The organism is Fodinibius roseus, from assembly GCF_900129315.1.
Taxonomy (GTDB): Bacteria; Bacteroidota; Rhodothermia; order Balneolales; family Balneolaceae; genus Fodinibius; species Fodinibius roseus.
The window spans coordinates 1-26,202 of sequence record NZ_FQUS01000012.1 but is presented as its reverse complement, the minus strand read 5'-3'; the positions used below and the strand labels follow the sequence as shown (position 1 = coordinate 26,202).

The 26,202-nt window shown below is 52.8% G+C and carries 15 protein-coding genes; all 15 read left to right on the top strand.

Annotated features, from left to right (window positions below; genetic code table 11):
• The first annotated feature begins 241 nt into the window (after window positions 1–241).
• Window positions 242–1,849 carry a sulfatase family protein gene (locus BUB16_RS11910; RefSeq protein WP_073064361.1) on the top strand — a complete coding sequence of 536 codons (1,608 nt, stop codon included), beginning with the start codon at window positions 242–244 and terminating at the stop codon, window positions 1,847–1,849.
• A gap of 202 nt (window positions 1,850–2,051) precedes the next feature.
• The gene (locus BUB16_RS11905) at window positions 2,052–3,584 is read left to right on the top strand and encodes a sulfatase family protein (RefSeq protein WP_084088245.1); all 1,533 of its coding nucleotides are present in this window, start codon (window positions 2,052–2,054) and stop codon (window positions 3,582–3,584) included.
• Window positions 3,585–3,757: 173 nt separating this feature from the next.
• Entirely contained in the window at window positions 3,758–5,512 is a 1,755-nt protein-coding gene (locus BUB16_RS11900) for an arylsulfatase (RefSeq protein WP_211483160.1), read from the top strand.
• A gap of 465 nt (window positions 5,513–5,977) precedes the next feature.
• Window positions 5,978–7,426: a sulfatase gene (locus tag BUB16_RS11895; protein WP_073064658.1), complete on the top strand. Its 1,449-nt coding sequence runs from the start codon at window positions 5,978–5,980 to the stop codon at window positions 7,424–7,426.
• A 55-nt stretch (window positions 7,427–7,481) separates the two neighbouring features.
• A complete protein-coding gene (locus BUB16_RS11890; protein WP_073064655.1) occupies window positions 7,482–8,912 on the top strand; it encodes a sulfatase in 1,431 nt (476 codons plus the stop codon).
• Between the two features lie 307 nt (window positions 8,913–9,219).
• Window positions 9,220–10,695, top strand: coding sequence for a sulfatase family protein (locus tag BUB16_RS11885; RefSeq protein WP_211483159.1), 1,476 nt, complete (start codon window positions 9,220–9,222; stop codon window positions 10,693–10,695).
• Window positions 10,696–10,880: 185 nt separating this feature from the next.
• On the top strand, window positions 10,881–12,221 hold the full coding sequence (locus BUB16_RS11880) for a BNR repeat-containing protein (RefSeq protein ID WP_073064354.1): 1,341 nt from the start codon (window positions 10,881–10,883) through the stop codon (window positions 12,219–12,221).
• Window positions 12,222–12,320: 99 nt separating this feature from the next.
• On the top strand, window positions 12,321–12,452 hold the full coding sequence (locus tag BUB16_RS22040; RefSeq protein WP_280173655.1) for a hypothetical protein: 132 nt from the start codon (window positions 12,321–12,323) through the stop codon (window positions 12,450–12,452).
• 63 nt (window positions 12,453–12,515) lie between these two features.
• Window positions 12,516–13,952, top strand: a complete 1,437-nt coding sequence (locus BUB16_RS11875) for a hypothetical protein (RefSeq protein ID WP_073064351.1) — start codon at window positions 12,516–12,518, stop codon at window positions 13,950–13,952.
• Window positions 13,953–14,154: 202 nt separating this feature from the next.
• A complete protein-coding gene (locus tag BUB16_RS11870) occupies window positions 14,155–15,564 on the top strand; it encodes a sulfatase family protein (protein WP_073064346.1) in 1,410 nt (469 codons plus the stop codon).
• Between the two features lie 176 nt (window positions 15,565–15,740).
• Window positions 15,741–17,417: a sulfatase family protein gene (locus tag BUB16_RS11865; RefSeq protein WP_170864372.1), complete on the top strand. Its 1,677-nt coding sequence runs from the start codon at window positions 15,741–15,743 to the stop codon at window positions 17,415–17,417.
• 285 nt (window positions 17,418–17,702) lie between these two features.
• Window positions 17,703–18,308 carry an RNA polymerase sigma factor gene (locus BUB16_RS11860; RefSeq protein WP_073064342.1) on the top strand — a complete coding sequence of 202 codons (606 nt, stop codon included), beginning with the start codon at window positions 17,703–17,705 and terminating at the stop codon, window positions 18,306–18,308.
• Window positions 18,309–18,867: 559 nt separating this feature from the next.
• The gene (locus BUB16_RS11850) at window positions 18,868–21,597 is read left to right on the top strand and encodes a PVC-type heme-binding CxxCH protein (protein ID WP_084088232.1); all 2,730 of its coding nucleotides are present in this window, start codon (window positions 18,868–18,870) and stop codon (window positions 21,595–21,597) included.
• 111 nt (window positions 21,598–21,708) lie between these two features.
• Window positions 21,709–23,166 carry a right-handed parallel beta-helix repeat-containing protein gene (locus tag BUB16_RS11845; RefSeq protein ID WP_073064333.1) on the top strand — a complete coding sequence of 486 codons (1,458 nt, stop codon included), beginning with the start codon at window positions 21,709–21,711 and terminating at the stop codon, window positions 23,164–23,166.
• 86 nt (window positions 23,167–23,252) lie between these two features.
• Window positions 23,253–25,613, top strand: a complete 2,361-nt coding sequence (locus BUB16_RS11840; protein WP_073064330.1) for an alpha/beta hydrolase family protein — start codon at window positions 23,253–23,255, stop codon at window positions 25,611–25,613.
• Window positions 25,614–26,202 lie beyond the last annotated feature (589 nt).

Genomic DNA, 26,202 nt, shown 5'->3' with positions numbered 1-26,202 from the left:
AAAAGGTAAATTATTACTACTCAATAAATTTTTTTTATACTATTCGTTAAACACCTCTTACAATTAAATCCGCACCATATACCCTCTAAACTTTCAGATCAGACATGTAATTAATCGGGTCAATAAAGAAATAGGGCTAAGCAGTAAACAGAATAAATCTTTATGTTGATCATGCATTATATTGAATTGTCTAAAACTGTTTTGTGTAGAAAAACCACCATTAAATAACTCTCTATTACTTATGTTTTTTATTCGAGAATGCTCTTCCGTTGCTCTTTTAGTGCTTGTTTCTATTGCAGCTCTGGGATGTGAATCAACGGAGGCAGAAGCGGAAAAAAACCCCGGGAATAGCCCGCCCAACATCATTGTGATGTACTCCGACGACCATACCGCCCAGTCCATCGGCGCCTACCGGGAGGCTCTGGAGTACGGGCTCAAGCTGGATCACTCGCCCACGCCCAACATCGACCGGCTTGCCGCAGAGGGCATGCGCTTCGATAATGCTTTTGTCACCAACTCCATCTGCAAACCTTCCCGTGCCGTTCTGTTGACCGGGATGCACAGCCATAAGAACGGGGTCTTGACCAACGGGGAATCCATTGACGTAACCCTGGAAACATTCCCGCAACTGCTCCGGCAGGCAGGCTACCAGACCGCCATGGTCGGGAAATGGCACCTGGGCACTGAGCCGCAGGGCTTCGATTATTATGAAGTACTGCACGGGCAGGGGCCCTATTATAATCCGACCATGCGCACCCCGGAGGGTGATGTGGACCGGGCGGGACATACCAGCCGGGTGATCACCGACAGTGCCTTGCGCTGGCTGCGGGACGATCGGCAGCGGGGCACCCCGTTTATGATGATCTACAACCATAAGGCCCCGCACCGCAACTGGCTTCCGGGTCCGGATCACCTGAATGACTACCGCAACCGGGACCTGCCGGAGCCCCCCAGCCTGTTTTACGACTATTCCGGGCTGACGACCGCGGCTCGGGAGCAGGATATGGAGATCGGAACGACCATGAGCTGGGGCTGGGACCTTAAAGTCCCCCGGAACCCCGAAACCGGGGAACCCTCGGAGGGGTGGGACCGGCTGGTCGAGCGCAACCGGCTGACTGACCGGCAGCTGGAGCGCCTGGAGCAGGCTTATGGCGAGCAGAACGAGCAGCTTTACGAAGATTACGGGCAAATGTCCGAAAAAGAACGGCTGCGCTGGCGCTACCAGCGCTACGTGAAGGATTACCTGCGGGTGATCCGGGGCGTGGACGACGGGGTCGGCCGGGTGATGGACTACCTGAGACGCGAGAACCTGCTGGATAACACGGTGGTGATCTACGCGGGGGACCAAGGGTTCTTCTTGGGCGAAAATGGCTGGTTTGACAAGCGCTGGATCTATGAGGAGTCGATGCGCATGCCCCTGATCATCCACTGGCCGGAGGGCATTGCCCCGGAGTCGGTCAGCAAGCAGCTGGTCCAGAACCTCGATTTGGCCCCCACGATACTTGATCTTGCCGGGGCAGAGATTCCCGGGCAGATGCAGGGCCGCTCGCTGGTCCCCCTGCTGAAAGGTGAGGAGCCGGCCGACTGGCGCGAGGCTGTGTATTACCACTATTACGAAGGACCCCCGGCCGTTCACAAGGTCGCCCGCCATTACGGAGTGCGCACCGGCCGCTACACGCTGGCCCATTTCTATGAGAACGACGAGTGGGAGCTGTTTGACCTGCAGGAGGACCCCGAGCAGCTGCAGAGCGTTTATGGGGACCCGGAGTACAGGGAGGTGCAGGAAAAGCTCAAGGGAAAGATCAGGGAGCTGCAGCAGCAATACGGTGTTGAACATCCACAGCGATAGGCTATAAGACCGCCTTTTTATTTTTCATCCAATGTATAGAATCTTTGAAAACCGGAAAATTAATCGCTGTCAATCTCCGGGCGAATGCAACACCACAGCATAAAAGCACAGGTGGGAATGGTGCATGCACGAACATACAGCAATTCGCCCAATGAGCGGTTTTACAAAGCTTTCTTATATCTTTTATATAAAACGGAAAATTATGATTACCGGTAACCGCTTTACACTACAGCTGCAGATCGTGATCGCTTCTCTTGTTATTTGTGCGTTCCTGGGGGGATGTAACCGGGACGACCGGTCTGCTTCGCCCGCACCGGAAAAACCGAACATCGTGATTCTGTTTGCCGATGATATGGGGTATGGGGATGCAGGGGCGTATAACAGCGAGTCCCGGATTCCCACGCCCCACCTCGACCGGCTGGCGCAGGAAGGCATGCGGTTTACCGATGCCCACGCGCCCGGCGCCGTATGCCATCCGTCCCGGTACGGTTTGTTGACGGGACGGTACCCTTTTCGGACCAATACCGGGGTGTGGCCGAACGAGCCGGTCATCGACGAAGATCGCATGACGATTGCTTCCCTGCTGCAGTCAGAAGGCTACCGGACGGCGATGGTGGGCAAGTGGCACCTGGGCTTTGATGAATCTCACACCACCGACCGGTCGGCGAACCTGCAGGCGGGTGAAAATACCCGGGCCGCCTACCGGCAGTATGACCCGGATATACCGCTGACGGGGGGACCCGTGGATCGGGGTTTCGACAGCTTCTTCGGCATCCGGGCCTCAACCGATATTCCGCCCTACTTTTATATACGCGGCGACCAGGTGGTAACCCCACCGACCGATACGGTTGAATCCCATTACAGCGGGGGTAAATGGACCGATATACAGGGAGCGTTCTGGCGGGCCGGTGGCATCGCACCCGATCTGGACCTGTCGGATGTGTTGCCGCGTTTTACCAGGGAATCGATTGATATTATCCAGAGGCACGGTTCTGAGCATTCGGATCAGCCATTGCTGCTGTATGTGGCATTTCCAGCTCCCCATACACCCTGGCTGCCTGCCCCGGAATTTGAGGGCGTGAGTGGTGCCGGAATGTATGGTGATTTTACGGCGATGGTCGATGCAAAAGTTGGAGAGATACTCGCGGCCCTAGAACAGGAAAACATGTCCGATGAGACCCTGGTGATTTTTACCAGCGACAACGGTCCGGTGTGGTATGATAAAGACCGTGAGCAGTTTAACCACGATTCCCAGGGCGGACTGCGGGGGATGAAAGGGGATGCCTACGAGGCGGGTCACCGTATGCCGTTTATCGTACGCTGGCCGGGCGTGATTGACCCGGGATCCGTGACCAGTCAGACGATTTCTTTTACGGATATGATGGCAACGTTTGCCGATATCCTTGCGGTGGATCTACCCGAAGGGGCCGGCGAAGACAGCTTCAGCCTGCTTCCGGTCCTCACCGGCGACCAGCCGGAAGATGAGTCGATTCGGCCGCCGGTGGTCTCTGTCTCAGCCCGCGGCGTCCGGGCCATCCAGGACGGCCAGTGGAAACTGATCGAAGCGTTGGGCTCCGGTGGATTTACCGATCCCGCCCATATTGAAGCAGGTCCGGGGGATCCCGGGGGACAACTTTACAATCTTGAGGAGGATTTGGCCGAAACGAACAACGTATGGAACAAGCATCCGGAAGTGGTGGACCGCCTGAAAGGACGGCTCGAACAGTATGAATAGGATAATGAAGTTATCTCTGGCAACCATTGTTTGCAGGCTTGGAAATGTGATGGACTATTAATTTTCAGAAGAGTTACAAGGTTATCATTATACTGCCTATTGCTATATAGGTATAAATACCCGATATGATTCATTACAGGCAAATTATATACATGCTATGGCTGATCATCCCCTTGTCAGTCCTACAGGGGTGTGCCGGTGAGGAGGAGCCGGCGCCAGGGGATCGCACAGCCCCCAATATTGTACTGATTGTCACTGACGACCAGGGATGGGGGGACCTGAGCGTTCATGGAAACACGAATGTGCACACCCCGAATATTGATGCTCTGGCTTCCCGGGGAGCATCCTTTTCGAATTTTTACGTGAGTCCGGTGTGCTCGCCCACGCGAGCAGAACTGCTGACGGGGCGATACCATCCGCGGGGTGGGGTGTACGGCACCTCGGCCGGCGGTGAGCGGCTGGACCTCGATGAAACCACGATCGCTGAGGTATTCAGTCGGGCCGGCTATGCGACAGGCGTTTTCGGAAAATGGCATAACGGGATGCAGTATCCCTACCACCCCAACGGCCGGGGCTTTGATGAATTTTATGGCTTTGCCTCCGGCCACTGGGGCGATTATTTCAGTCCCTCGCTGCTGGAACACAACGGGGAGCTGGTGCAGGGGGACGGTTACCTGCCCGATGATGTAACCGGCAAAGCCCTGGAATTTATCGAGGACCATGGTGGGAGCGGGGATCCCTTCCTGCTGTACCTGCCCTACAATACCCCGCATTCGCCCATGCAGGTGCCCGACCGGTGGTGGGAGGCGCTTGAAGGCAGGGAGCTTGCCATGCGCCACCGGGATCCCGGCAAAGAGGATCCGGCGTTTACCCGGGCGGCGCTGGCGATGGTCGAGAATATCGACTGGAACGTGGGACGGATTATGGACAAGCTGCGGGAGCTGGAGCTGGGCGAGCAGACGATTGTGGCGTATATGAGTGACAATGGTCCCAACAGCTGGCGCTGGAACGGCGGGATGCGGGGCCGGAAGGGATCGACCGACGAGGGAGGCGTGCGTTCCCCTCTGTTTATCCGCTGGCCGCAGCTCATTGAACCCGGAACCGAGATCCCGGAAATTGCCGCGGCCATTGACCTGCTGCCCACCCTGTCCGACCTGGCGGGCGTGAAGCTGCAGACCCGTAAGCCGGTGGACGGGATCAGCCTTGTCCCCCTGCTGAGCGGAGGAAAGCAGAATTGGGATGAGCGGCTGATATTTTCGCACTGGAACGGGCGAACCAGCGTGCGGAGTCCCGCCTACCGGCTGGACCATCAGGGAAGGCTCTACGATATCACCGAAGACCGCGGGCAGCACCGGGAGGTGTCCAGTCGGCACCCGCAGGTAACGGAGACGCTTAGGGATACCCTGCAGGGATGGGAACGGGCGGTGATCCCGGAGGAGCGGGGGGAAACAAAGCGTCCTTTCCTCGTGGGAGACCCGGACTTCAAATATACCCAGCTGCCGGCCCGCGACGGGAGGCCGCACGGCAATATTGAGCGGTCCAACCGCTTCCCGAATGCGTCGTTTTTTACCAACTGGACGAGCACCGCCGACAGCATCAGCTGGGATGTGGAGGTGCGGGAGCCCGGCACCTACCGGGTGAAACTCTACTACACCTGTCCCCCGAAAGACCTGGGGACCGTCGTGCAACTCTCCTTTGGATCCGCCGCCGTCACCGACACGATCAGGCAGGCCCACAATCCCCCGCTTCGGGGAATGGAGGACGACCGGGTGGAGCGGATCGAATCATATGTCAAAGATTTTAAACCACTGGAAATGGGGACGATATCCCTGCCCGGAGGCAGGGCCCCTCTGGTGCTGCGGGCGCTTGAGATCCCGGGCAGCGCCGCCATGGATTTCAGGACTCTTATGCTAACCAGGATCGATTAGATTTTAATGGTTGCAGAGCATGGGAGAAGACTTTGAAAACCAGGAACTTTAGTCAATATCAAGGCCCGAGCACATTCAAAACCACCCTCGTGGTATATTGTGAGAATGTTGAATGCGTGAAAATGCAAATATTGGTCAAAAGAATAATTTTGCATAGGCTTATAGGAAAGAAAACCCTGTTGAAGAGTAAACTATAGTACGGCGCTAAGATCCCAGAAATTCGACGATCGGGATTCGATTTGCAATTTGCTGCTATTTTCGGGATCTATTTTGCCTGGGCTAATGGCGCAAAATAGAAATTCGGAAGCCGTTATTGAGCGTGGAGCTGCCTGCATAATTATCACATGGAATCAAATACAGAATGTCCGTAATCTCATGATTAACACGTTTAAGAGTATAAATCAAATAAAATATCTCCGTACAGGTCTGCCCACCTTCCTTTTATGTCTGTTATTATTTCCCGGGATGCTACAGGGACAAGACAAGCCAAACGTCGTACTAATTATTGCGGATGATTTAAACACCCGGATCGGTCCGTATATGGATATTGACCATCACACACCGAACCTTGACCGGCTGGCCCGGGAGGGCGTTCGGTTTACCAGAGCCTACGCACAATACCCGATATGTGGTCCCTCGCGTGCTTCGCTCATGAGTGGGTTGTATCCCGAAACAAACGGGGTACTGGGTAATTCCACGCAGCTCGGCAGCTACAAAAAAAAGACGCCCGATCTTTCGGATCATCCTTCGATGGCCGGCTTTTTCCGGCAACAAGGGTATTATACCGCCAGGGTATCAAAAATATTTCACATGGGCGTGCCGGGCGGGATTGAACGGGGCGGTGCCGGCGGAGATGATCCCGATTCATGGGATTATGCCTACAATGTGATGGGGCCCGAGACGCTGGGACCGGGACAGCTGGAGTTACTTTCCCCGGATAATCATCACTATGGGGGCAACTTTTCGCGCATGGTTATAGCGGACAGCATGAAACATACCCAGACCGATTACCTCGCGGCCAGCCAGGCTATCGCTGTTTTGGAAAATCGGACGGGCGATATCGCAGAGGGAGCAACAAATTTAGTACGGGAAAAACCGGATGCTCCTTTTTTTCTTGCCGTTGGTTTTGTCCGGCCCCATGTTCCCTTTATTGCGCCGAGAAGTTCTTTTCAGTCCTATCCGGAGGAGGAGGTTGTGTTGCCTCCCGGCAAGGTTGATAAAAATGTTCCCGATCAGGCCCTCAGACAGCAAAATGATAACAAGTTCGGGATGAATGAATGGCAAAAAAGGCAGGTGATCAGCGGTTATATGGCAAGCGTGCGGTTTATGGATCGGCAGGTGGGACGTATTCTCGATGCGCTTGACCGGCTTGAGGTCAGGGAAGAAACGATTGTTGTTTTTCTATCGGATCACGGCTATAACCTCGGCGAACATGACAGCTGGTCAAAGATCAGTCTGTGGGAAGGCAGCGCGCGGGTTCCCCTTATTTTATCGGTACCGGGAAGAAAGTATCAAAAGAATTATGGGAAAAAGAGCCGGCAAATTACCGAACTTATAGACCTCTATCCTACCCTGACAGATTTAACAGGCTATGCTGGGGAAGTTCCGACCATACTCCAGGGGAAAAGCCTGGTGAGGCATCTGACAGAGAAAGAACCCGGGCTTACAGACCAATTAGCCTATACCGTTTCCTACCAGGGAAATGCTGCTTCAATCAGGACGGAAAGATGGAGGTATACGCGATGGGGGGATGAGGTTCAGGCTCATAACGAAGAGCTGTACGATCATAAAAATGATCCGGAAGAATATGATAACCTGGCGGATGATGCCGGGTATAGAGATATCCTCGAAAAAATGAGGAAAACCTTCAATGTAAAGCAGCAGGACGTACAGGATGCTCGTTTTTGGGAATAATGCATTATTTGCAGGATTAGATATGATGAAAGGGTCAGATATATATATATATATAATGAAACGATTAATCTTTAAAGGATTTGCAAGGCACTTTTTCCTCAGCTTGTTGATATTGGCCATGGGTATCAGTTCTGTTGCGGGACAGGAAGGAACTCCTGATAAAAAGCCCAACATCGTTTTCATCATGGCCGATGACCTGGGTTTGACCGACATTAACAGTTTTGATCCGCTGAAACGCACCTTCTATGAAACCCCGAATATCGATCGCCTGGCCGCAGAGGGAATGAAATTTTTAAACGCCTATACCAATGCCGCCAACTGTTCGCCCACGCGGGCGGCGCTGGTCAGCGGACAATATTATCCGCGTCAGCCGATCTACCACGTAGGAGATTCGGGTCCCGGTGCCATGATTCCCGCCGAAAACGCCCACGCGCTCCCTACCGAAAAAATAACCGAAGCTGAAATGCTGGGGCAGGCTGGGTACAGTACCGCTCTGATCGGCAAATGGCATTTGGGCGATCCACCGGCGCACGGACCCGGGCAGCAGGGATACGACTACAATATTGGCGGGTATGGGGCCGGAAATCCCGGCAGCTGGGAGGGCGGCTATTTTAACCCCGGCAATAATCCCCATATCGCGGATGCCCGGCAAGGGGAATACCTGACCGATTACCTGACCAGGAAAGCGATAGCGTATATAGATGATCACCGCGGGGGACCTTTTTATCTCAATCTTTCCTTTTATACCCCGCACAGTCCCTTCCAGGCGCCGGAGGAACTTGTCGAAAAATATGACCGGAAGAAGGGGGACCGGGGACATTCTCACTCGGCCTATGCTGCGATGATTGAACGGTTGGACCGGAATGTTGGTAAAATTTTGGATGCGCTTGAGGAACGCGAACTGGCTCGTAATACCGTGGTCATTTTCTACTCGGACAACGGTGGGCGGGGCGGATATGGATTTTTGGGACACGGGGAGGCCAATATTACCGACAACGCTCCCCTGAAAGGAGGGAAGGGGACCTTTTATGAAGGGGGCATCCGGGTACCGCTGATTATCCGATGGCCGGGGGTGGTTGCACCTGGATCAACAAGCCGGGAGCCGGTGATCAGCATAGATTTTTACCCGACCTACCTGGAGTTGGCCGGAATGGACAACCCACGCCATTACCCGCTGGACGGACTCAGCCTGGTGCCTCTGCTGGAGGATCCGAAGGCTTCGCTGAAGCGGGATAACCTATATTGGCACTTTCCCGGCTACCCGAATAATGCCTGGCGAACGACGCCGGTGAGTGTGATCCGGTCGGGATCGTGGAAATTGCTGAAGTTCTATGAAACCAATGACTTTCAGCTTTATAACCTGCAGGAGGACGCCGGTGAAGAGCAAAATCTTGCCGGAAGCAGGCCAAAACAGCGGGACAAGCTGAAACGGAAGCTGGAAGAGTGGCTCGAAAGGACAGGGGCTCCCCTGCCTCAGTGGCCCTGAGAATCCTAAGCCCTGGTAATCCAATACTCGGATTCCGGACACCGGTTAAGGCAGGAAATTTTAAATCTTATATCAGTTGCAATATGTTACAAGGGCCTGAAATTTTGCTTCTTTCACAGTATAGAGGCGGTTAATGTAGCTTATGTTTATAACATTGATCATTCATTGTTACAAGGTGGCTTGTGTTATTTTATATTTGTGAGGTAATGAAAAGTGGATCCCGATCCTTTTAATTACGGATGCAAGCTATTTTCAAGCAAAGAAATACAGTTTCGCTATTTAATGTAAATCAAAAAGAAACAGTCCAATGACATCAATCGGAAAAGGAATGCTGCCGGTACTATTATTAATGGGGTTAATGAACGTAGGTGCGGGACAGGCCCAGTCACAGTCACCGCCGCAGAATGTCATCTTTATCCTGAGCGATGACCACCGCTACGACTACATTGGCTTTCACCCGGAGAGCCCGGATTTTCTGAAGACCCCGGGCATGGACCGGATGGCCGAAGAGGGGGCGCACCTGGCCAACGCCTTCGTGACCACCTCCCTCTGCTCGCCCAGCCGGGCCTCGATCCTGACCGGGCAGTACCCGTTTCGCCACGGCGTAGTCGATAACAACAATGTGATGCCGGAAGGGACCCCGCTGTTTTCCGAAGCTCTCCAGGAGGCGGGCTACCAGACCGGCTACTTCGGCAAGTGGCACATCGGTCATGCCCATGATGACCCCCAGCCCGGCTTTGACCGTTGGGTGAGCTTCCGCGGGCAGGGCGTCTACTACGATCCGACCCTGAATATCGACGGGGAGCGCCGGCAGGTGGAGGGCTATATTACGGACTTGCTGACCGACTATACCCTTGAGTGGCTGGAGGAGGTCGACCGGGACCAGCCTTTCTTTGCATACCTCTCTCACAAGGCGGTCCACGCCGAATTCGAGCCGGCGGAGCGTCATGAGGGGATGTATGAAGAGGCGCAGATCCCCACGCCCCAGTCGATGAAGAATATTGAATCGAACTACGAGGGCAAGCCGGACTGGGTGCGCGAGCAGCGCTACAGCTGGCACGGGGTCGAGCACATGTATCACGGTCGGGCGGATCACCCGCAGGGGATCGATGAGATTATCCCGCGCTACAGTGAGTCTCTGATGGGTGTGGACGAAAGCATCAGCCGGGTGCTGGACTATCTTCGGGAGCAGGGACTGGCGGAAAATACACTGGTTATCTATATGGGCGACAACGGTTTTATGCTGGGCGAGCACGGGTTGATCGACAAGCGACAGGCCTACGAGGAGTCCATGCGGGTGCCGATGCTGGCCTGGTCGCCGGGATTCATTGAGGCGGGCAGCACCATTGGGGAGAATGTGCTGAATATTGATATCACGCCCACCATCCTGGATCTGGCTGGGGGCTCCATGCCGTCGGGGCATACTGTCGACGGACAGTCGTTTTTGCCGCTGCTGGGAGGGAAGACTGTGGATGACTGGCGGGAGACGTTTGTCTACCAGTATTTTTGGGAGCACGCCTTCCCGCATACGCCCACGACCTACGCGATTCGGGGGGACCGCTACAAGTATATTTACTACCATGGGGTATGGGACACCAATGAGCTGTATGACCTGCAGGAGGATCCCCGGGAGATGCACAACCTGATTGACGTCCCGGCCCAGCAGGAGCGGGTTCAGCGGATGCGCAATGAAATGTTTGAGATCTTCGAGGCCAGCGGGGCCACGGACGTGAAGTTCCGGCGACCCGGCGGATTTCAGGCGGATGAGCGGAAACTTCATTAAATAGGAGTCCCTTGAATATTTTCGTGTATATCCCCCGGTTAAAAGGGTTATAATTATCTATAACGAAATCCAGCCTGAAAATGAAATGGTGGATGAACAAATCAGTGAACAGGCCTGCAAACCCTCATGTCAGACAATTTTCATGTCTGTTAACTATAATACCATATAACACATCGGGTTCATGTATGAAATTATTGCCGCTGTTGCCTCTTTTATTGGTTATGACGACCGTCCTGGTCTCTGGTTGCAACGATGTTTCGCAATCAGAAAAACGGCTTGTCATTAAAGATTCTCTGCAGGTCGGTTTTATCTGGCCGGCGCATCCTGTGGGGTTTGCGATGATAACAGAGTCCCCGCACCAGTATATCGCCTATTATGACAGCAACAGGGTGATGACCGTCGCTCACCGGGAGCTGGGGAGTGATAACTGGGAAAAGAGACGCCTGAATGAGAAGATCGGCTGGGATACTCATAATTATATAGCCATGGCCCTGGACAGCAAAGGGTATCTCCACATTTCAGGGAATATGCACGTGGATACGCTGGTCTATTTTCAATCTGCTGACCCGTATGATATCCAAAGCCTCGAAAGGGTGCATGCGCTGACCGGGGAACAGGAGGATCGTGTTACCTATCCGGAATTTTTTGAGGGCCCCCGGGGAGATCTGATCTTTACCTACCGGGATGGCGGAAGCGGCCGGGGGAATCAGATCTACAACAGGTATGATCCCGGGACGGGGAAGTGGAAGCGGCTGATCGACGAGCCCCTGGTGGATGGACAGGGGGAAATGAATGCCTACCTGCATGGTCCGGTATTGGGACCGGATGATTATTACCATCTTATCTGGGTCTGGCGCGATACCCCGGATGCTGCGACCAATCATGATATCAGCTACGCCAAAAGCAGGGATCTCGTACACTGGCAGAAGAGTGACGGTTCGGACCAGCCGCTTCCCATCACCATCGATAATGGGGAGATCATCGACGCGGTCCCGGCGGGCGGGGGCATGCTCAATGGCAACACCGTGATCGGATTTGATCATCAGGACCGCCCGGTAGTGACCTATCACAAATTCGATGCGGAGGGCCGTACCCAGGTCTATAACGCCCGGCGCGAAGAGAACGGCTGGCAGATTTACCAGGCGACTGGCTGGGATTTCCGCTGGGATTTCGGCGGGCGCGGCTCGATCAATAACAGGGTGGGGGTCTACCCGGTACAACCGGAGGGCGACCAGCTGGTCCAGCGGTTTTGGATTGATACGGTGGGGGTACAAAGGTATGCGCTGGATAAATCGGATCTGAAAGCCGTTGAACAACTGAGAGCTGATCATACATACCCTGCATACCTGGATGGTGTCCGTGCGGATCACCCGGAAATGCGGGTGAACATGGTCACCGATAAAATCGACGGTGAAGAATATTACCTGTTGCGCTGGGAGTCCCTGAACCGAAACCGCGACCGGCCCCGCGAAGCGCCGGTACCCGCCGCCCGACCGCTGGAACTGTATCATGTGGTAAAAGAGTGAGAGGTTGCTTTAGCCCGTATTTTTCACAAAGATTTATGATATATTGTTGTAATCTTATGATACGGATAACCTTATATCGATTTTTAAGGTCAAAAAAATATGACAGTATGCAACATACGTCGAACATTGCCGGTCAGCGGCGTTGAAGATAACAATAGCGTGGCGGGTGCAGGGGGCAGGTCTGCGCTGGCATTTTTCCTTCGCCTTGTTGAAGTACAAATTTCCTGGTGAGAAATCCGGGTTAGCCGATAAACGTATTATATTAGCGTACACACGAAAACAAATAAAGGGATCATGAAATATTTCAACAACTTAACTTTTTGGCTGGCGGCGGGACTGACTTTTGCAGCTTGTTTCGGCGCGGAAACCGCCTCAGCCCAGGACGATCAGGACCGCATCCAGCCCTGGGAGGAGAACCCTTATTACTGGCAGTACAAGGGTGAGCCCGTGCTGCTTCTGGGGGGATCGAAGGATGACAACCTGTTTCAGATTCCCCGGTTGAGGGAGCACCTGGAGGAGATTTCCGGGGCCGGGGGCAACTATATCCGCAACACCATGAGCGACCGTCCCATGGATGGTGAGCGTCCCGGCAGCGGATTTGTGGAATACCCTTTTAAACAGCTGGACAACGGTAAATACGACCTGGATCAGTGGAATGAAGAGTATTGGCATCGTTTTGAAAACATGTTGAGATGGACCTCCGATCGCGACATTATCGTGCAGATTGAAATCTGGGACCGGTTCGACTATTCCCGTGATAACTGGCCGCCGCACCCGTACAATCCCCGGAATAATATCAACTACAGCTATGAGGAGTCGGGATTTCGGCCCGAATATCCCAATCACCCGGGGGCGAATGAGCAGCCGTTCTTTTTTACCACCCCCCGGCAGCGGAATAATGAGACCGTCCTGCAGTACCAGCAGAAGTTCGTGAACAAGATGCTTGATTACGCCCTGGAATATCCCAATGTTTTGTACTGTATGGACAACGAGACCTCCGGCGAAGAAGCCTGGGCGGTGTACTGGGCGGAGTTTGTCCGCCAGCGGGCCGGGCAGGAAAACAAATCCGTGTACCTGACCGAAATGTGGGACGACTGGGATCTGACGGCAGAAGAGCACCGGCGCACGCTCGATCACCCGCAGCGATTTGATTTCGTGGATGTCTCCCAGAACAACCACCAGCGGAACGAAACGCACTGGCAGAATTTTCTCTGGGTGCGGGACTACATCAGCGACCATCCCCGTCCCATCAACAGCGTTAAAATTTACGGAGCCGACGGCGGCCGGCACGGGGGGGATAATATCGACGCGGTGGAAAAAATGTGGCGGCTCATATTTGCCGGCGCAGCCTCCGCCCGTTTCCACCGTCCCAGTTCCGGCATCGGTCTCAGTGCCCTGGCTAAAACACAGCTTCGCAGCGCTCGCATGTTTTTAGAGGAGTTCAATATTTTTGAAGCACGTCCCGATACCGGGCACCGACTTTTATCCGGCCGCGGGGAAGACGAGGCATATCTCAGTTACAGGGAGGAGGAACAATATGCCGTCTTTTTTACCGGCGGGGGCGAAGTGGAGCTTCAGCTTCCGGAGAGCGGTCGCCGGTGGCAGGTCCGCTGGCTCGATATATCCAACAGCCAGTGGGTCCGCCCTCAGACCATATTATCCCGACAAAAGGTATCCCTGCGTGCTCCCGGTGATGGGCCGTGGGTCGCTGTTATCAGTGAGGAAGGATAAATGGTGCGTTTGCGCTGTCATTTTTCCCTCGCCTTGCTGAAGAACAAATTTCATGGTGTGAAGTCCGGGTTAGTTACGTTGCATAAACTGCTCGAACTCAGATTATAATTCAATCCGTCAAAAACTAAGAACAATGGTTCTCCACACACGCTTTCTATCGAATATATTTTTACTCCTGGTGTGTTTAATCCTGGGTTCGGGAATGGGAATAATCACCCAGGCCCAACCCGCCTCTGCCGGGGAGCGTCCCAATATCCTGATTTTCGTTGCCGACGACGCGGGGTGGCGGGATTCCGGCGCGTACGGCAATGAGGTCATCCGGACCCCGAACATCGACAAGCTGGCCTCCGGCGGACTGCTGTTTGAGCAGGCGTTTCTGACGACTCCCCAGTGCAGTCCCTCCCGCATCTCCATCCTGACCGGGCGCTACCCGCATGCCACGGGGGCGGAGGACCTGCACATGCCGCTCCCGGAAGGCAGCCGGATCCTGCCCGGCTACCTGTCCGACGAAGGCTATTACACCGGACACATGAAAAAAACGCACTACGGTCCCCACGCCGATGCCCAGTTCGACTGGTACAGCGAGGAGCTCTCCGGGGCATTCCCCGATTTTTTGGCGGAGTCCGGCGAGGACCCTTTTTTCCTGTGGGTGGGATTCTCCGATCCCCACCGTCCCTATAACGACGCCCCCGCCCGTCATTCGCCGGAAGAGGTAAAGGTGCCGCCGTACCTAGCGGATACCCCGCAGACCCGCGCCGACCTGGCCCGCTATTACGATGAAATCGCCCGGATGGACGGGCAGATCGGCCGGTTTATGGAGGAGTTGGAGGAGCGGGGTCAGGCCGAAAATACCCTGGTTATCTTTCTGAGCGACAACGGGGCACCCTTTCCGCGGGCCAAGGGGACGGTCTACGATGCGGGTGTGCGCACGCCGCTGATATTCCACTGGCCGGAGGGCGTTGAGGCGGACAGCCGGTACGGGGGACTAACGAGCGTGATTGACCTGGCCCCGACCCTGTTGGAGCTGACGGGCGCCTCCATTCCGGAAAACATGCAGGGGAGGAGCATCCTGGGTGTTCTTTCCGATCAGACGCTGCCGGGCCGGGAGTATGTCTACAGCGAGCGGAACTGGCACGATACCGATGAGCATATCCGGAGCCTGCGCACCGAGCGCTTCCGGCTCATCCAGAATGCCTACGTGGAGCTGCCGCACGGCACGCCCGCGGACATCGGGGGCAGTCCCTCGTTTCGGAGCCTGATCGAGGCCAAGAAAGCGGACACGCTCACGCATGCGCAGTCCCGACTGTTCGAGGTCCCGCGTCCCCGCATCGAGCTGTACGACCTGCAGGAAGATCCATGGGAAATCCGTAACGTGGCGGCCAGCTCGGAGCACTGGGAGAAGGCCCGCGAGCTGGCCCAGCAGCTCAACGAATGGAGAGAGGAAACCGGCGATTTTCCGCCTCACCTGCGGGTGCGGGGCGACCACACGGATCGCATGACCGGCGTCTGGTTTTCAAAGGAAATCCCGCCCATGCGTAATCTCCGGGAGCAGCAAGATAGTACTCGCAGCAAGGGCCCCGGCAATAGAACTTTTAAAAAACAGGAAATTTAATCAATACCAACTCTTGAGCAAGTTCAAAACCACAGCCTTTTCGATGTAAGGATTATGTGAGGATGTTGGATGCGCGAAAATGTAGAGATTGGGCAAAACAAAAGTTTTATTAAGCTCACTTAAAATATATAATACCAATTAAATAAACACCGATCGATAAAATGATCTATCAACACATGGACTCATATAAATATAAGTTTACCCGCCTTTTAAAACGATGTTGTCTGCCGGTTCTGTTCCTTGCCATGGCCGGCGGGGGACAGCTGTCAGTGGGGCAGTCCTATAGCGCGGCCGCATCCGGGACCGGATCGCGTTCATCCGATGCCGGAGAGGAGAGCCCGCCCAATATCATCGTCATGTACTCCGACGACCACACCGCCCAGTCCATCGGCGCCTACCGGGAAGCGCTGAATTACGGGCTCAAGTTGGATCACACGCCCACGCCCAACATCGACCGGATGGCCGAAGAAGGCATGCGCTTCGACAACGCTTTTGTCACCAACTCCATCTGCAAACCCTCGCGGGCGGTATTGCTGACGGGCCAGCACAGCCACCTGAACGGGGTGATCACGAACTTGCAATCGATTGACGTTGATTTGGAAACATTTCCCCAACTCCTCCAACAGGCTGGCTATCAGACGGCCATGATCGGCAAATGGCACCTGGGCACCGAGCCCCAGGGTTTCGATTACTATGAAGTACTCCACGGGCAGGGTCCCTATTACAACCCGACGATGCGGACCCCGGAGGGGGATAAGGACTACCAGGGACACACGACCGGCATTATTACCGACATAGCGCTGCGCTGGCTGCGCATGGAACGGGACCGGGACGAGCCGTTTATGATGATCTACAACCACAAGGCCCCGCACCGGGAATGGCTGCCGGGTCCGTCGCTGAACGACTACCAGAAGCGGGACCTGCCGGAGCCCCCCAGCTTGTTTTACGACTATTCCGGGCTGACGACCGCCGCGCACGAGCAGGATATGGAGATCGGGGAAGTCGGAGGTTCCGACATGCGATGGGGCCGGGATTTGAAAGTCCCCCTGCACCCGGAGACCGGTGAAGTCAACGAGAGCTGGAACAACCTGGTCAAAGGAAACAGTCTGACCGACGCCCAGCTGGAGCGCATCAAGGAAGCGTATGCAGAGGACAATGAGTATCTCTACGAAAATTATGCGCAAATGACGGATAAGGAGCGGCTGCGCTGGCGGTACCAGCGCTATGTCAAGGACTACCTGAGGGTCATTCGCGAAGTCGACAATGAAGTGGGACGCATGATGGATTACCTGAAGCGCGAGAACCTGCTGGACAACACCGTGGTGATCTACGCGGGGGACCAGGGGTTCTTCCTGGGCGAAAACGGCTGGTTTGACAAGCGCTGGATCTATGAGGAGTCGATGCGCATGCCGCTGATCGTCCACTGGCCGGAGGGTATTGCCCCGGAGTCGGTCAACAAGCAGCTGGTCCAGAACCTCGATCTGGCCCCCACTATTCTGGACCTGGCCGGGGCGGAAATTCCCGGGCAGATGCAGGGCCGCTCGCTGGTCCCCCTGCTGAAAGGCGAGGAGCCGGCCGACTGGCGCGATGCGGTGTATTACCACTATTATGAAGGTCCCGAGCTGGAAAGGGGATGGCATGACGTGGCCAAACACTACGGCGTTCGCACTGACCGCTATACCCTGGCGCACTTTTATACCCATGACGAGTGGGAACTGTTCGACCTGCAGGAGGACCCCGAACAGCTGCAGAGCGTGTATGGCGACCCGGAGTACGCGGAGGTGCAGGAAGAGCTCAAACAGAAGATCAGGGAGCTCCAGCAGAAATACGATGTAGAAAATCCGGAAAGGTAGGTCTGGGAGATTGTTTTAGTCAGTTGATAACATCCTCCATTTCTTTAGTATCAAGAGAGCGTCTACTTGTTTAGTGCTAAGAGAAGTATTTGTCCAAAATAGTGTGCCTGGTTCCTACCTGCTGAGAAAGGCATAACACTATCGTATTTGTAAATATTATTTAATTTTAGTAATTAAATAAAAGGGCATTGCTGTCAAAAATAATATCCGGGACAATTTCAAAGGGGTAGTCTCTGCATAAACAGGAAGGGGCAAAACGAAGGGAACTACAGGAAATGTATTAATATGCTGAATCAGTCAAACCTATCTGATAAGTGGAAACTCAGAAATAAGGAAGAGCTGTGGACTTCATTCACTGAGGATAACAGAGAAGCATTTTCTGTGTTATTTCTACGATGTTATGAACGACTTTTTCGATATGGAATGCATTTTGCATCCAATGAGGATACTGTTAAAGACGGGATACAGAAGCTTTTCTTTCGACTTTGGAAAAAAAGAAGCAAGCTGACTTGTCCCCAATCCGTAGATGGTTATCTGTATGTATCACTGCGCCGGATCCTGCTCAGACAAAAAGAGCGGCAACAATCGAGACAAGAGCGAAATATCGCCTTTATGGAAGAAGAGCTGGACCATATCTTCTCGATGGAGGAGTTGATTATTTTTAAAGAAGAGCGAAAGAAACGCCAGGAACTATTTCTAAAGGCCCTGCAGCAGTTAACCCCGCGGCAAAAAGAAGCCCTTCTCTTGCGGGTGGACAGCGGGATGAGCAACGGGGAAATATCTAAAATAATGGAGATATCCGATAAGCGGGTTAGAAATCTTATATATGAAGCTACCAAGCGGTTAAAGAAAGAGATTAGTGAACAGACCGGTAAAATTAAAGAAGAATAGCTGTATTGTGATAAGCTTATGCTTTTATTCTGGCTGATTCAGCTTGGTTTAATTCTTTGCGCCCGGATTTTTTCCATTCCTGCATAACTATTATTGCACGAGTCTTTGTCAAATGAGATTTCATAAAAATATTCTGAGAAAAAGCCGGGACATTGGGCATAAGAGGGCCTCTTTGCAAGTAGAAACCTTCACTGAGGGATAGATTGAAGCTACTCTTACCCCTCGGGTACATCACCATAAGGTTGCTGTTTAACAGATAAAACATGTTAGACAGTTGTTGTAGTATCCCTTATACAAGCCAGGGAAGGTGACGCCTCCCTGGCTTTTATTTTTGGTTGAATTTGGTAAGGGACAATTGTGAACTCTTACCTAATAAATGGTCCATTCTGAAATAAAGTTTTCGGGCATTATTAATACCTTACCCCTTGGTTCATACGTTGCGGATTCAATAGTAACGATATTCTCGTCTGTTATTAAAGGGACAATAGATAAATCAATTTTATACGATGTTAAGTTTTTAGTACGACCACAAAAGTATAGAAATGATTAAGTTTAAAGTATGGGTATTAGAACAAAAACAGGTTGGATCAACGTTTTTACACCGCTTCTTGCTGGTATGATGCTCATAAGCTGCCATGAGCGTCCCTCAGCGCCGGAGCCATGGCCGTGGACGCCGCAGGTAGAAGAGTTTGCGGAGGTGTACTGGGAGCACGGGGGGCAGCGGCTGGTGGACTGGATGGGGGAGGACACGACGCTGAGTCCGGAGGCGTCTTTGGAACAATTCAACGTGATTGAGGGGCTGCAAATGGATCACGTAGCCTCCGAGCCGGTGGTCCAGCAGCCGATTGATCTGCACTTTGACGCCCGCGGTCGGCTGTGGGTGGTCCAGTACCTGCAGTACCCGTTTCCGGCCGGTGCGACGATCAATTTTTACGATCAATACCTGCGGGCCGGCTACGACCGCGAGCTGTCGCCCCCGCCCGGCCACGTGCGGGGAGCCGACAAGATTACGCTGCTGGAAGATACCAACGGGGACGGGACCTACGATAGCCACCGGGATGTGATTACCGGGCTGGATATTACCACGAGCGTGCTGTATGCCTACGGGGGACTGTGGGTCATGAGTCCGCCGCACCTGCTGTTTTATCCCGATGAGGATGCAGACGGGCTGCCCGAGGGCGAACCGGAGGTCCGCCTGGAAGGATTTGGCCTGGAGGACACCCACTCGGTGGCCAATGCCCTGACCTTTGGTCCGGATGGATGGATCTACGGGGTGCAGGGCAGTACCAGCACCGCCGAGGTGGCCGGACAATCCTGGCTGGGGCAGGTGGTCTGGCGCTACCACCCGAAGACCGACCGGTTTGAGCTGTTCTCCGAAGGCGGGGGTAACAGCTGGGCGCTGGATTTTGACAGCCAGGGGCGCGCGTTTATGGGAACGAATGCCGGGAATACCCGGGGACTGCATGTGGTGCAGGGGGGGCGCTATCGCAAGGGCTGGGCCAAACACGGTCCGCTGACGACCCCGTATGCCTTTGGGTATTTCGACCACATGGACCACGAGGGCTATTCGGAACGGTTTGCGATGACGTTTCTGATTTATGAGGAAAACAGGCTCGGGGGCTACCACGGCCAGCATATCTCGGGGATGGCCCTGACCAACCGGGTGCAGGCGTCCCGTTTTCTCCAGGACGGGTCAACCCTGCGAACCGTGGATACCGACTCGCTGGTGACAACGCCGGACCGTGGATTTCGTCCGGTTGATATGAAAGCGGGTCCCGACGGAGCCGTTTATATCGCCGACTGGTGTGATATCCGCATGAACCATGTGCAGCCGGTGGATACCTGGAATAAGTCCTGTGGGCGGATCTGGCGGCTGCAGCCCGATGATTACCAGCCCGCGGCTCCCTTTGATCTGACTGAGGCCAGCAACGGGGAGCTGATCGCCCTGCTCTCCGATGAGCGTAAATGGTACCGCGAGCAGGCGCGCCGGCTGCTCGGCCAGCGCGCTGACCGCTCGGTTCTGCCCCGGCTTCGGGAGCTGGCGACCAGTGAAAAGGGTCAGCTTGCCCTCGAAGCGCTGTGGACGATCCATTTAATCGAGGGGCTCGACCAGCGGTGGGCGCTGGAGTTGCTCGGCCACCCGAATCCCTACGTGCGGGCCTGGACGATCCGCCTGGCGGCCGATACCCGGCAGCTGCGCGGGGCCTTTCGGAACCGATTGACAGAACTGGCTCGCAGCGAACCGCATGCGGAGGTGCGCAGCCAGCTGGCCGCCTCCCTGCGCCGGCTGGACCCCGGGCAGGCGCTGCCCGTTCTGCGGGAACTCATCGGGCGGCCCGAGGACTGCGGGGACAAGCATATACCGCTGCTGCTGTGGTGGGCCCTGGAGGAGATGGTGAGCCGCGAGGCCGATGCGGTACTGGACTTCCTGGAGGAGCACCCCCAGCTGTGGGAAGCCCCGCTGTTTGAGCAGCACTTGGCCAGCCGGCTGGCCCGGCGTCTGGCTTGGGAGCGGGGCGATTCCCCTTCCTATTCGCGGAAGAACCCGTATAAAAACTGGATGGCCTATGCCGAGCATCCCCGCAGCCGCATGCCGGACGGGAAGGGCGACTACAGCGAGTGGCGTACCAATTACACCCCTGCGGTAAGCAATCGAAATCTGGGGCGGCTGGCCCGGCTGCTGGAGATGGCCCCCACGCGGGCCGCCAGGGAGCTTCTGCTGGAAGGGATGGCCGCCGGGCTGGACCAGGGGGCTCCTGTGGAGCAGATTCCGCCGGCCTTGCAGCAAACGCTCCGGGAGCTGCGCCGGGAGTTTCCCCGCTCGGAGGCACTGGCCCAGGTAGCGGTGCGGCTGGGAGAGGCGGCCGAGCTGCCGTGGGATCAGCCGCTGCCGGCCCGTCCGCTCCTCTCCGGTGAAGAGCGCCTCCAGCAACGCCTTGCGGAGGGGAAGCAGGCCTACGAGACCCATTGCGGCTCTTGCCACCAGTCCGACGGTAGTGGGATGGAACGGATGGCCGCCCCGCTCCGAAATTCCCGCTGGGTCAGCGGAAACCCGAAGCAGCTTATCCGCCTGGTCCTGCACGGGCTTCGCGGCGAGTTGCAAATGCCGCCGATGAAAACGCTGAGCGACGAGGACTTGGCGGATATCCTGACCTACATTCGCAACCGGTGGGGGAACGGGGCCGGCCCCATTTCTCCGGAGGCAATAGATAGTGTGCGCGGGGAGACCACCGGACGTGACCATCCCTGGACCCGCCAGGAACTGTCCGGGGTAGAAACAGGACAATGAGGGATAAGGGAAGAGTTTGAAATTATTGAAATTTAATAGGGTTCAAGAAATAAACTAATGCAGTAAATACCCTGAAGTTGAAAGTTCGCCGGATTCCAAAAATGATTTGTTATGAATAGAAAGAGTTTTATGAAAAAGGCCGGCCTGGGTACAGTTACAATGGGCTTGGCAGGTTGTAACAACACCCGACTTGTATCCTCTGAGAAACAGGAAGTACCCGATTTTACGGAATATAACGATGGTAAGAAAGATGCCTCATCTGTTATCCAGCAGGTAGTGGATGCGGGTATTGGAGATATCTATTTTCCGAAAGGTATCTACCGGATTACCAAAACCATTACAATCGATCTTAATAGTGTGGGGGTTACTTCCATTTTTGGCAATGGGACAGCTCGTATTTTAATGGAGGGAAAGGGACCCGCTTTTAGATTTATAGGAACCCACGAAGGTACGGCAAATCCATCGACCGTAAAAGACGATGTATGGAAGCACCAGCGTTCTCCCATGGTGGATGGGATCGAAATTGTCGGGGCTCATAAGGAAGCCATTGGAATTCAGGCGGAAGGTACCATCCAGTTCACGGTCACTCGCACTTCTATACGGTCTGCATTTCATGCTGTACATCTGATCAAACGGAATCGCAATGTCGTTATTTCTGAATGCCATTTCTATGATAACAGAGGCATAGGGATATTTCTCGATAATCTCAATCTCCACCAAATTAATATTGTCAACTGTCACATCAGCTACAATAGCAAAGGAGGCGTGGTCTCGAAGGGAACGGAATTGAGAAACTTACAGATCGGCTCTTGTGATATCGAAGGCAATATGGGCGATGCGGAATCAAACGTGGCTGCAAATATTTACATTGAATCTCGAAAAGGGAGCTGTGGAGAGATAGCGATTATGGGGTGTACCATTCAGCACACTCATGAAGCCCCGGATTCTACAAATATCTTTATTGATGGGAAAGTGGCAGCACAGTCTAATACAAGACAACACAAAGATGGTAACATTACGATTGTGGGAAATGTAATGTCAGATGCTAACATGAATATTGATCTTCAAAATGCTCGGGGCGTTGTCATTACGGGAAATACGATATGGATGGGGTATAACTATAACTTACGCGTTCATTGCTGTGAGAATTTCATCGTATCTGACAACATGTTTGACCGTAATCCTGTCTACCATTCCTCCAGAAGAGATAACTGGAATTTGGCTGTGTTATTTAGTGACTGCGACGGAGGGATAATAAGTGGAAATCATATTCGAGGGGCAGGGGAGATCGAATCTGCCGTGACCATCCGTGACAGTAGACACATGAATGTAGCAAATTGTAATATTCTTGATTTTGGAAGGCAGGGGCTTCTGCTTGAAAATGTGTCTGATAGCAAAGTGTCTGACTGTATTATACGAGAAAATCGGGCTGAATGGAGGGAAGAAGCCATTGCTATTCGCTGGAAAAGCGGCAGGGATAACATGATTACGAATAATCTATTCGGAAATTCATTTTCAGTTGATGATACGATTGGTCACATGAATGGCAATATTGAGAAATCAATGTAAGTAATACCAGTGTAAATAAAACTTTTATACCCTGTATTTTCGATTGGTCACTATCAAAATGATTTATTCAGCAAACTTATCATATTATGGATAGACGTAACTTTATCAAGTCCTCAGCTTTTTTTGGAACAGCACTTGGATTTCCGGGTTCAATTTCCCTTTTACAGCAGTCCATGAGAAATGATGGTATAGATGATGATCTCGCCTCCATAATGGTGGAGGGGGTTCACAGGTTTTTGGATTCTGAAATACAATCTTTTAAAAAAAGGAGGGACCGGTTTTGGAAGTATGATTTCTCTTCCAATATGAAGTTTAACGAATCTATTGCATCTCAACGCGAAGAACTGGCTTATCAGTTAGGGGTGGTAGATGATCGGGTCTCCCCGGTGAACATGGAGACACTTACCGGTAACCATCTTCGGAGATTTATAATTGACACGGAACAATGCACCATACGCGCCGTTCGCTGGCAAGTACTTGGTGGCATATACAACGATCTCTGGGCAGAAGGACTATATCTTAAACCTCAAGAAGAGATACAAGGTCGGATCATCCTGCTGCCGGATGCTGATATAATTCCTGAAGTCGCGGCTGGTATTCAGGGATCGAACAAGCCGGGATTCGGAATGGCTAACTTGCTTGCGGAAAATGGTTTTGAAGTATTGATCCCTGCTCTTGTTAACCGAAATGATACCTTTTCAGGAAATAAGCAATTGGATCGCTATACGAATCAGCCCCACCGTGAATGGATTTATCGTCAGGGTTTTGTATTGGGACGACACATTATCGGCTATGAATTGCAGAAAATTTTTGCAGCAGTAGACTGGTTCCGATCCCTTGCTAAAACCGATGGCAGCCGTGGATCTGTAGGTGTGGCAGGTTATGGTGAGGGCGGGATGCTCGCTTTATTGGCCTCGGCTCTTGATACGCGCATAACTTCCACTTTGGTTAGCGGTTATTTTGATTCACGTGAAGACGTTTGGAGAGAGCCGATTTATCGTAATGTATTTGGCATGCTGAAGCAGTTCGGTGATGCGGAATTGGCTTCCATGTCATGGCCCCGGAAATTGATTATTGAACATGCCGAATTCCCTGAAGTGACGGGGCCTCCTCCTGTTTCAGAGGGGCGTTCGGGAGCAGCTCCTGGCCGCATCACTACGCCCAGTCTAACCAGAGCAAAAGCTGAATGGGAACGAGCTGTTGAGAAAATTCCAAAAGAACAAAATCATCTGCAGTGGTATGACGATGAAGGCGCAGCTTTAAAAACACCGTTTTCACGAAATGCTGTAAGTGCATTGGCTTCTGGACTGGAAGTTCAGTTATCAGGGGAAATTGATTTAAGCCGGCGTGTTCTTGAAGTTGAGAAATGGATAGATGCAAAAAAACGTCAGGAAAGGACGATACGGGATATTGAGTCCCATATCCAACAGGTACTTAGAATGAGCGAAAAGACTCGCAAGAAAAAATTCTGGGATACATTGAAGGAGGATAAAACATCCGGGAATACTGAGTGTGACAGTGATGGGCTTAAACCGATTAAGGAATTTCACAGAAATCGATTATGGGATGTTATAGGTCGTCTTCCGTCTCCTTCGGTTCCGGCAAATCCGCGGGTGGAAGTGATGGAGAAGGGCAAGAAATGGACCAGTTATAATGTGAGGTTGGATGTATGGCCGGAAGTGGAGGTTAGTGGCATATTATTGGTTCCTACAGATGTGAAGGAGGGAGTTCAGAGGCCTGTTGTAGTTTGTCAACATGGTTTGGAAGGAAGACCTGAGGACGTGATAACAAAGGAACCGGGAACCAGGGCGTATGAAGTATATGAAGGATTTGCTTCAACGCTGGCAGAAAAGGGGTATGTCACGTTTGCGCCCCAGGGATTATTCCGAGGGGAAGAAAATTTCCGCCTGATTCAGCGAAAAGCCAATCCATTGGGACTGTCGTTGTATTCATTTATGGTCGGGCAGCATCAGCGTATCGTTGAGTGGTTGGGGGAACAATCCTACATTGATTCGGAACGCATTGGATTTTATGGGCTTTCCTATGGTGGAAAGACAGCAATGCGAGTACCTGCATTGGTTGAGGAATATGCCCTCTCTATATGTTCTGGTGATTTTAATGAATGGGTACGTAAAGTTGCAAATGCCGGACCTGATGCATATAACAGCTATCCCTTTACAAAAGAGTATGAAATACCGGAATGGGATTTGGGACATACTTACAATTATGCTGAAATGGCTGCACTGATTGCACCCCGTCCTTTTATGGTCGAACGGGGGCATTTTGATGGAGTCGGAAAAGATGAGTGGGTGGCTTATGAGTTTGCCAAGGTCCGCCGTCACTACGATTTGCTCGATCTCTCGGAAGCCGCCCGTATCGAATATTTCAATGGCCCTCATAAGATTCATGGCAAGGGAACTTTTGAGTTTATTGACCAACATTTGTAGGAATTACTTATAATTTTGGTTTACATAAGCAGATCAGGGCTAATTCAATGCATGAAATTTTATAGGAGAAGTGGATGAGCCTATCTGCCTTCCTCTCCCATACAAGAAGCCATTGCAAAACCGCTTTTTTGCCCAATATCTGCGTTATCTTCCGATTGAAATGCCCACATATGGGATATGCTGCGATTCCAATCTCCCTCTCGCCTTGACCTTGACAAAGATTCCTGGTTTTCAAAGCCTACTATAAGTAACTGCTGCTCTCATTTTGATAAGACATAGATTTTTGAATTTGATACGGGACAATTGCCACATTGTCGTTTCTATATTGTTGAAGTATGAAGGATAGTAATTAAGTAATTAGAAGCGGTCAAAAAATAATATCCTGTCATTTATTATCAGATCCTTTCTATGCTATGCCTTAAAAAAGGCAATTATAAGGTAAAAAATGAATGTATTTAGAAAATTTCGATCATATATACGATCGCTTTCTTGAACGCTGTGTAAATTAGTTTCTGTAAAAGTAGGTAAGGAATTGGAAAAAAAGAAAGGCCATGGCTAGGTTTTGATTGATCGCTTAAAATCATAACCA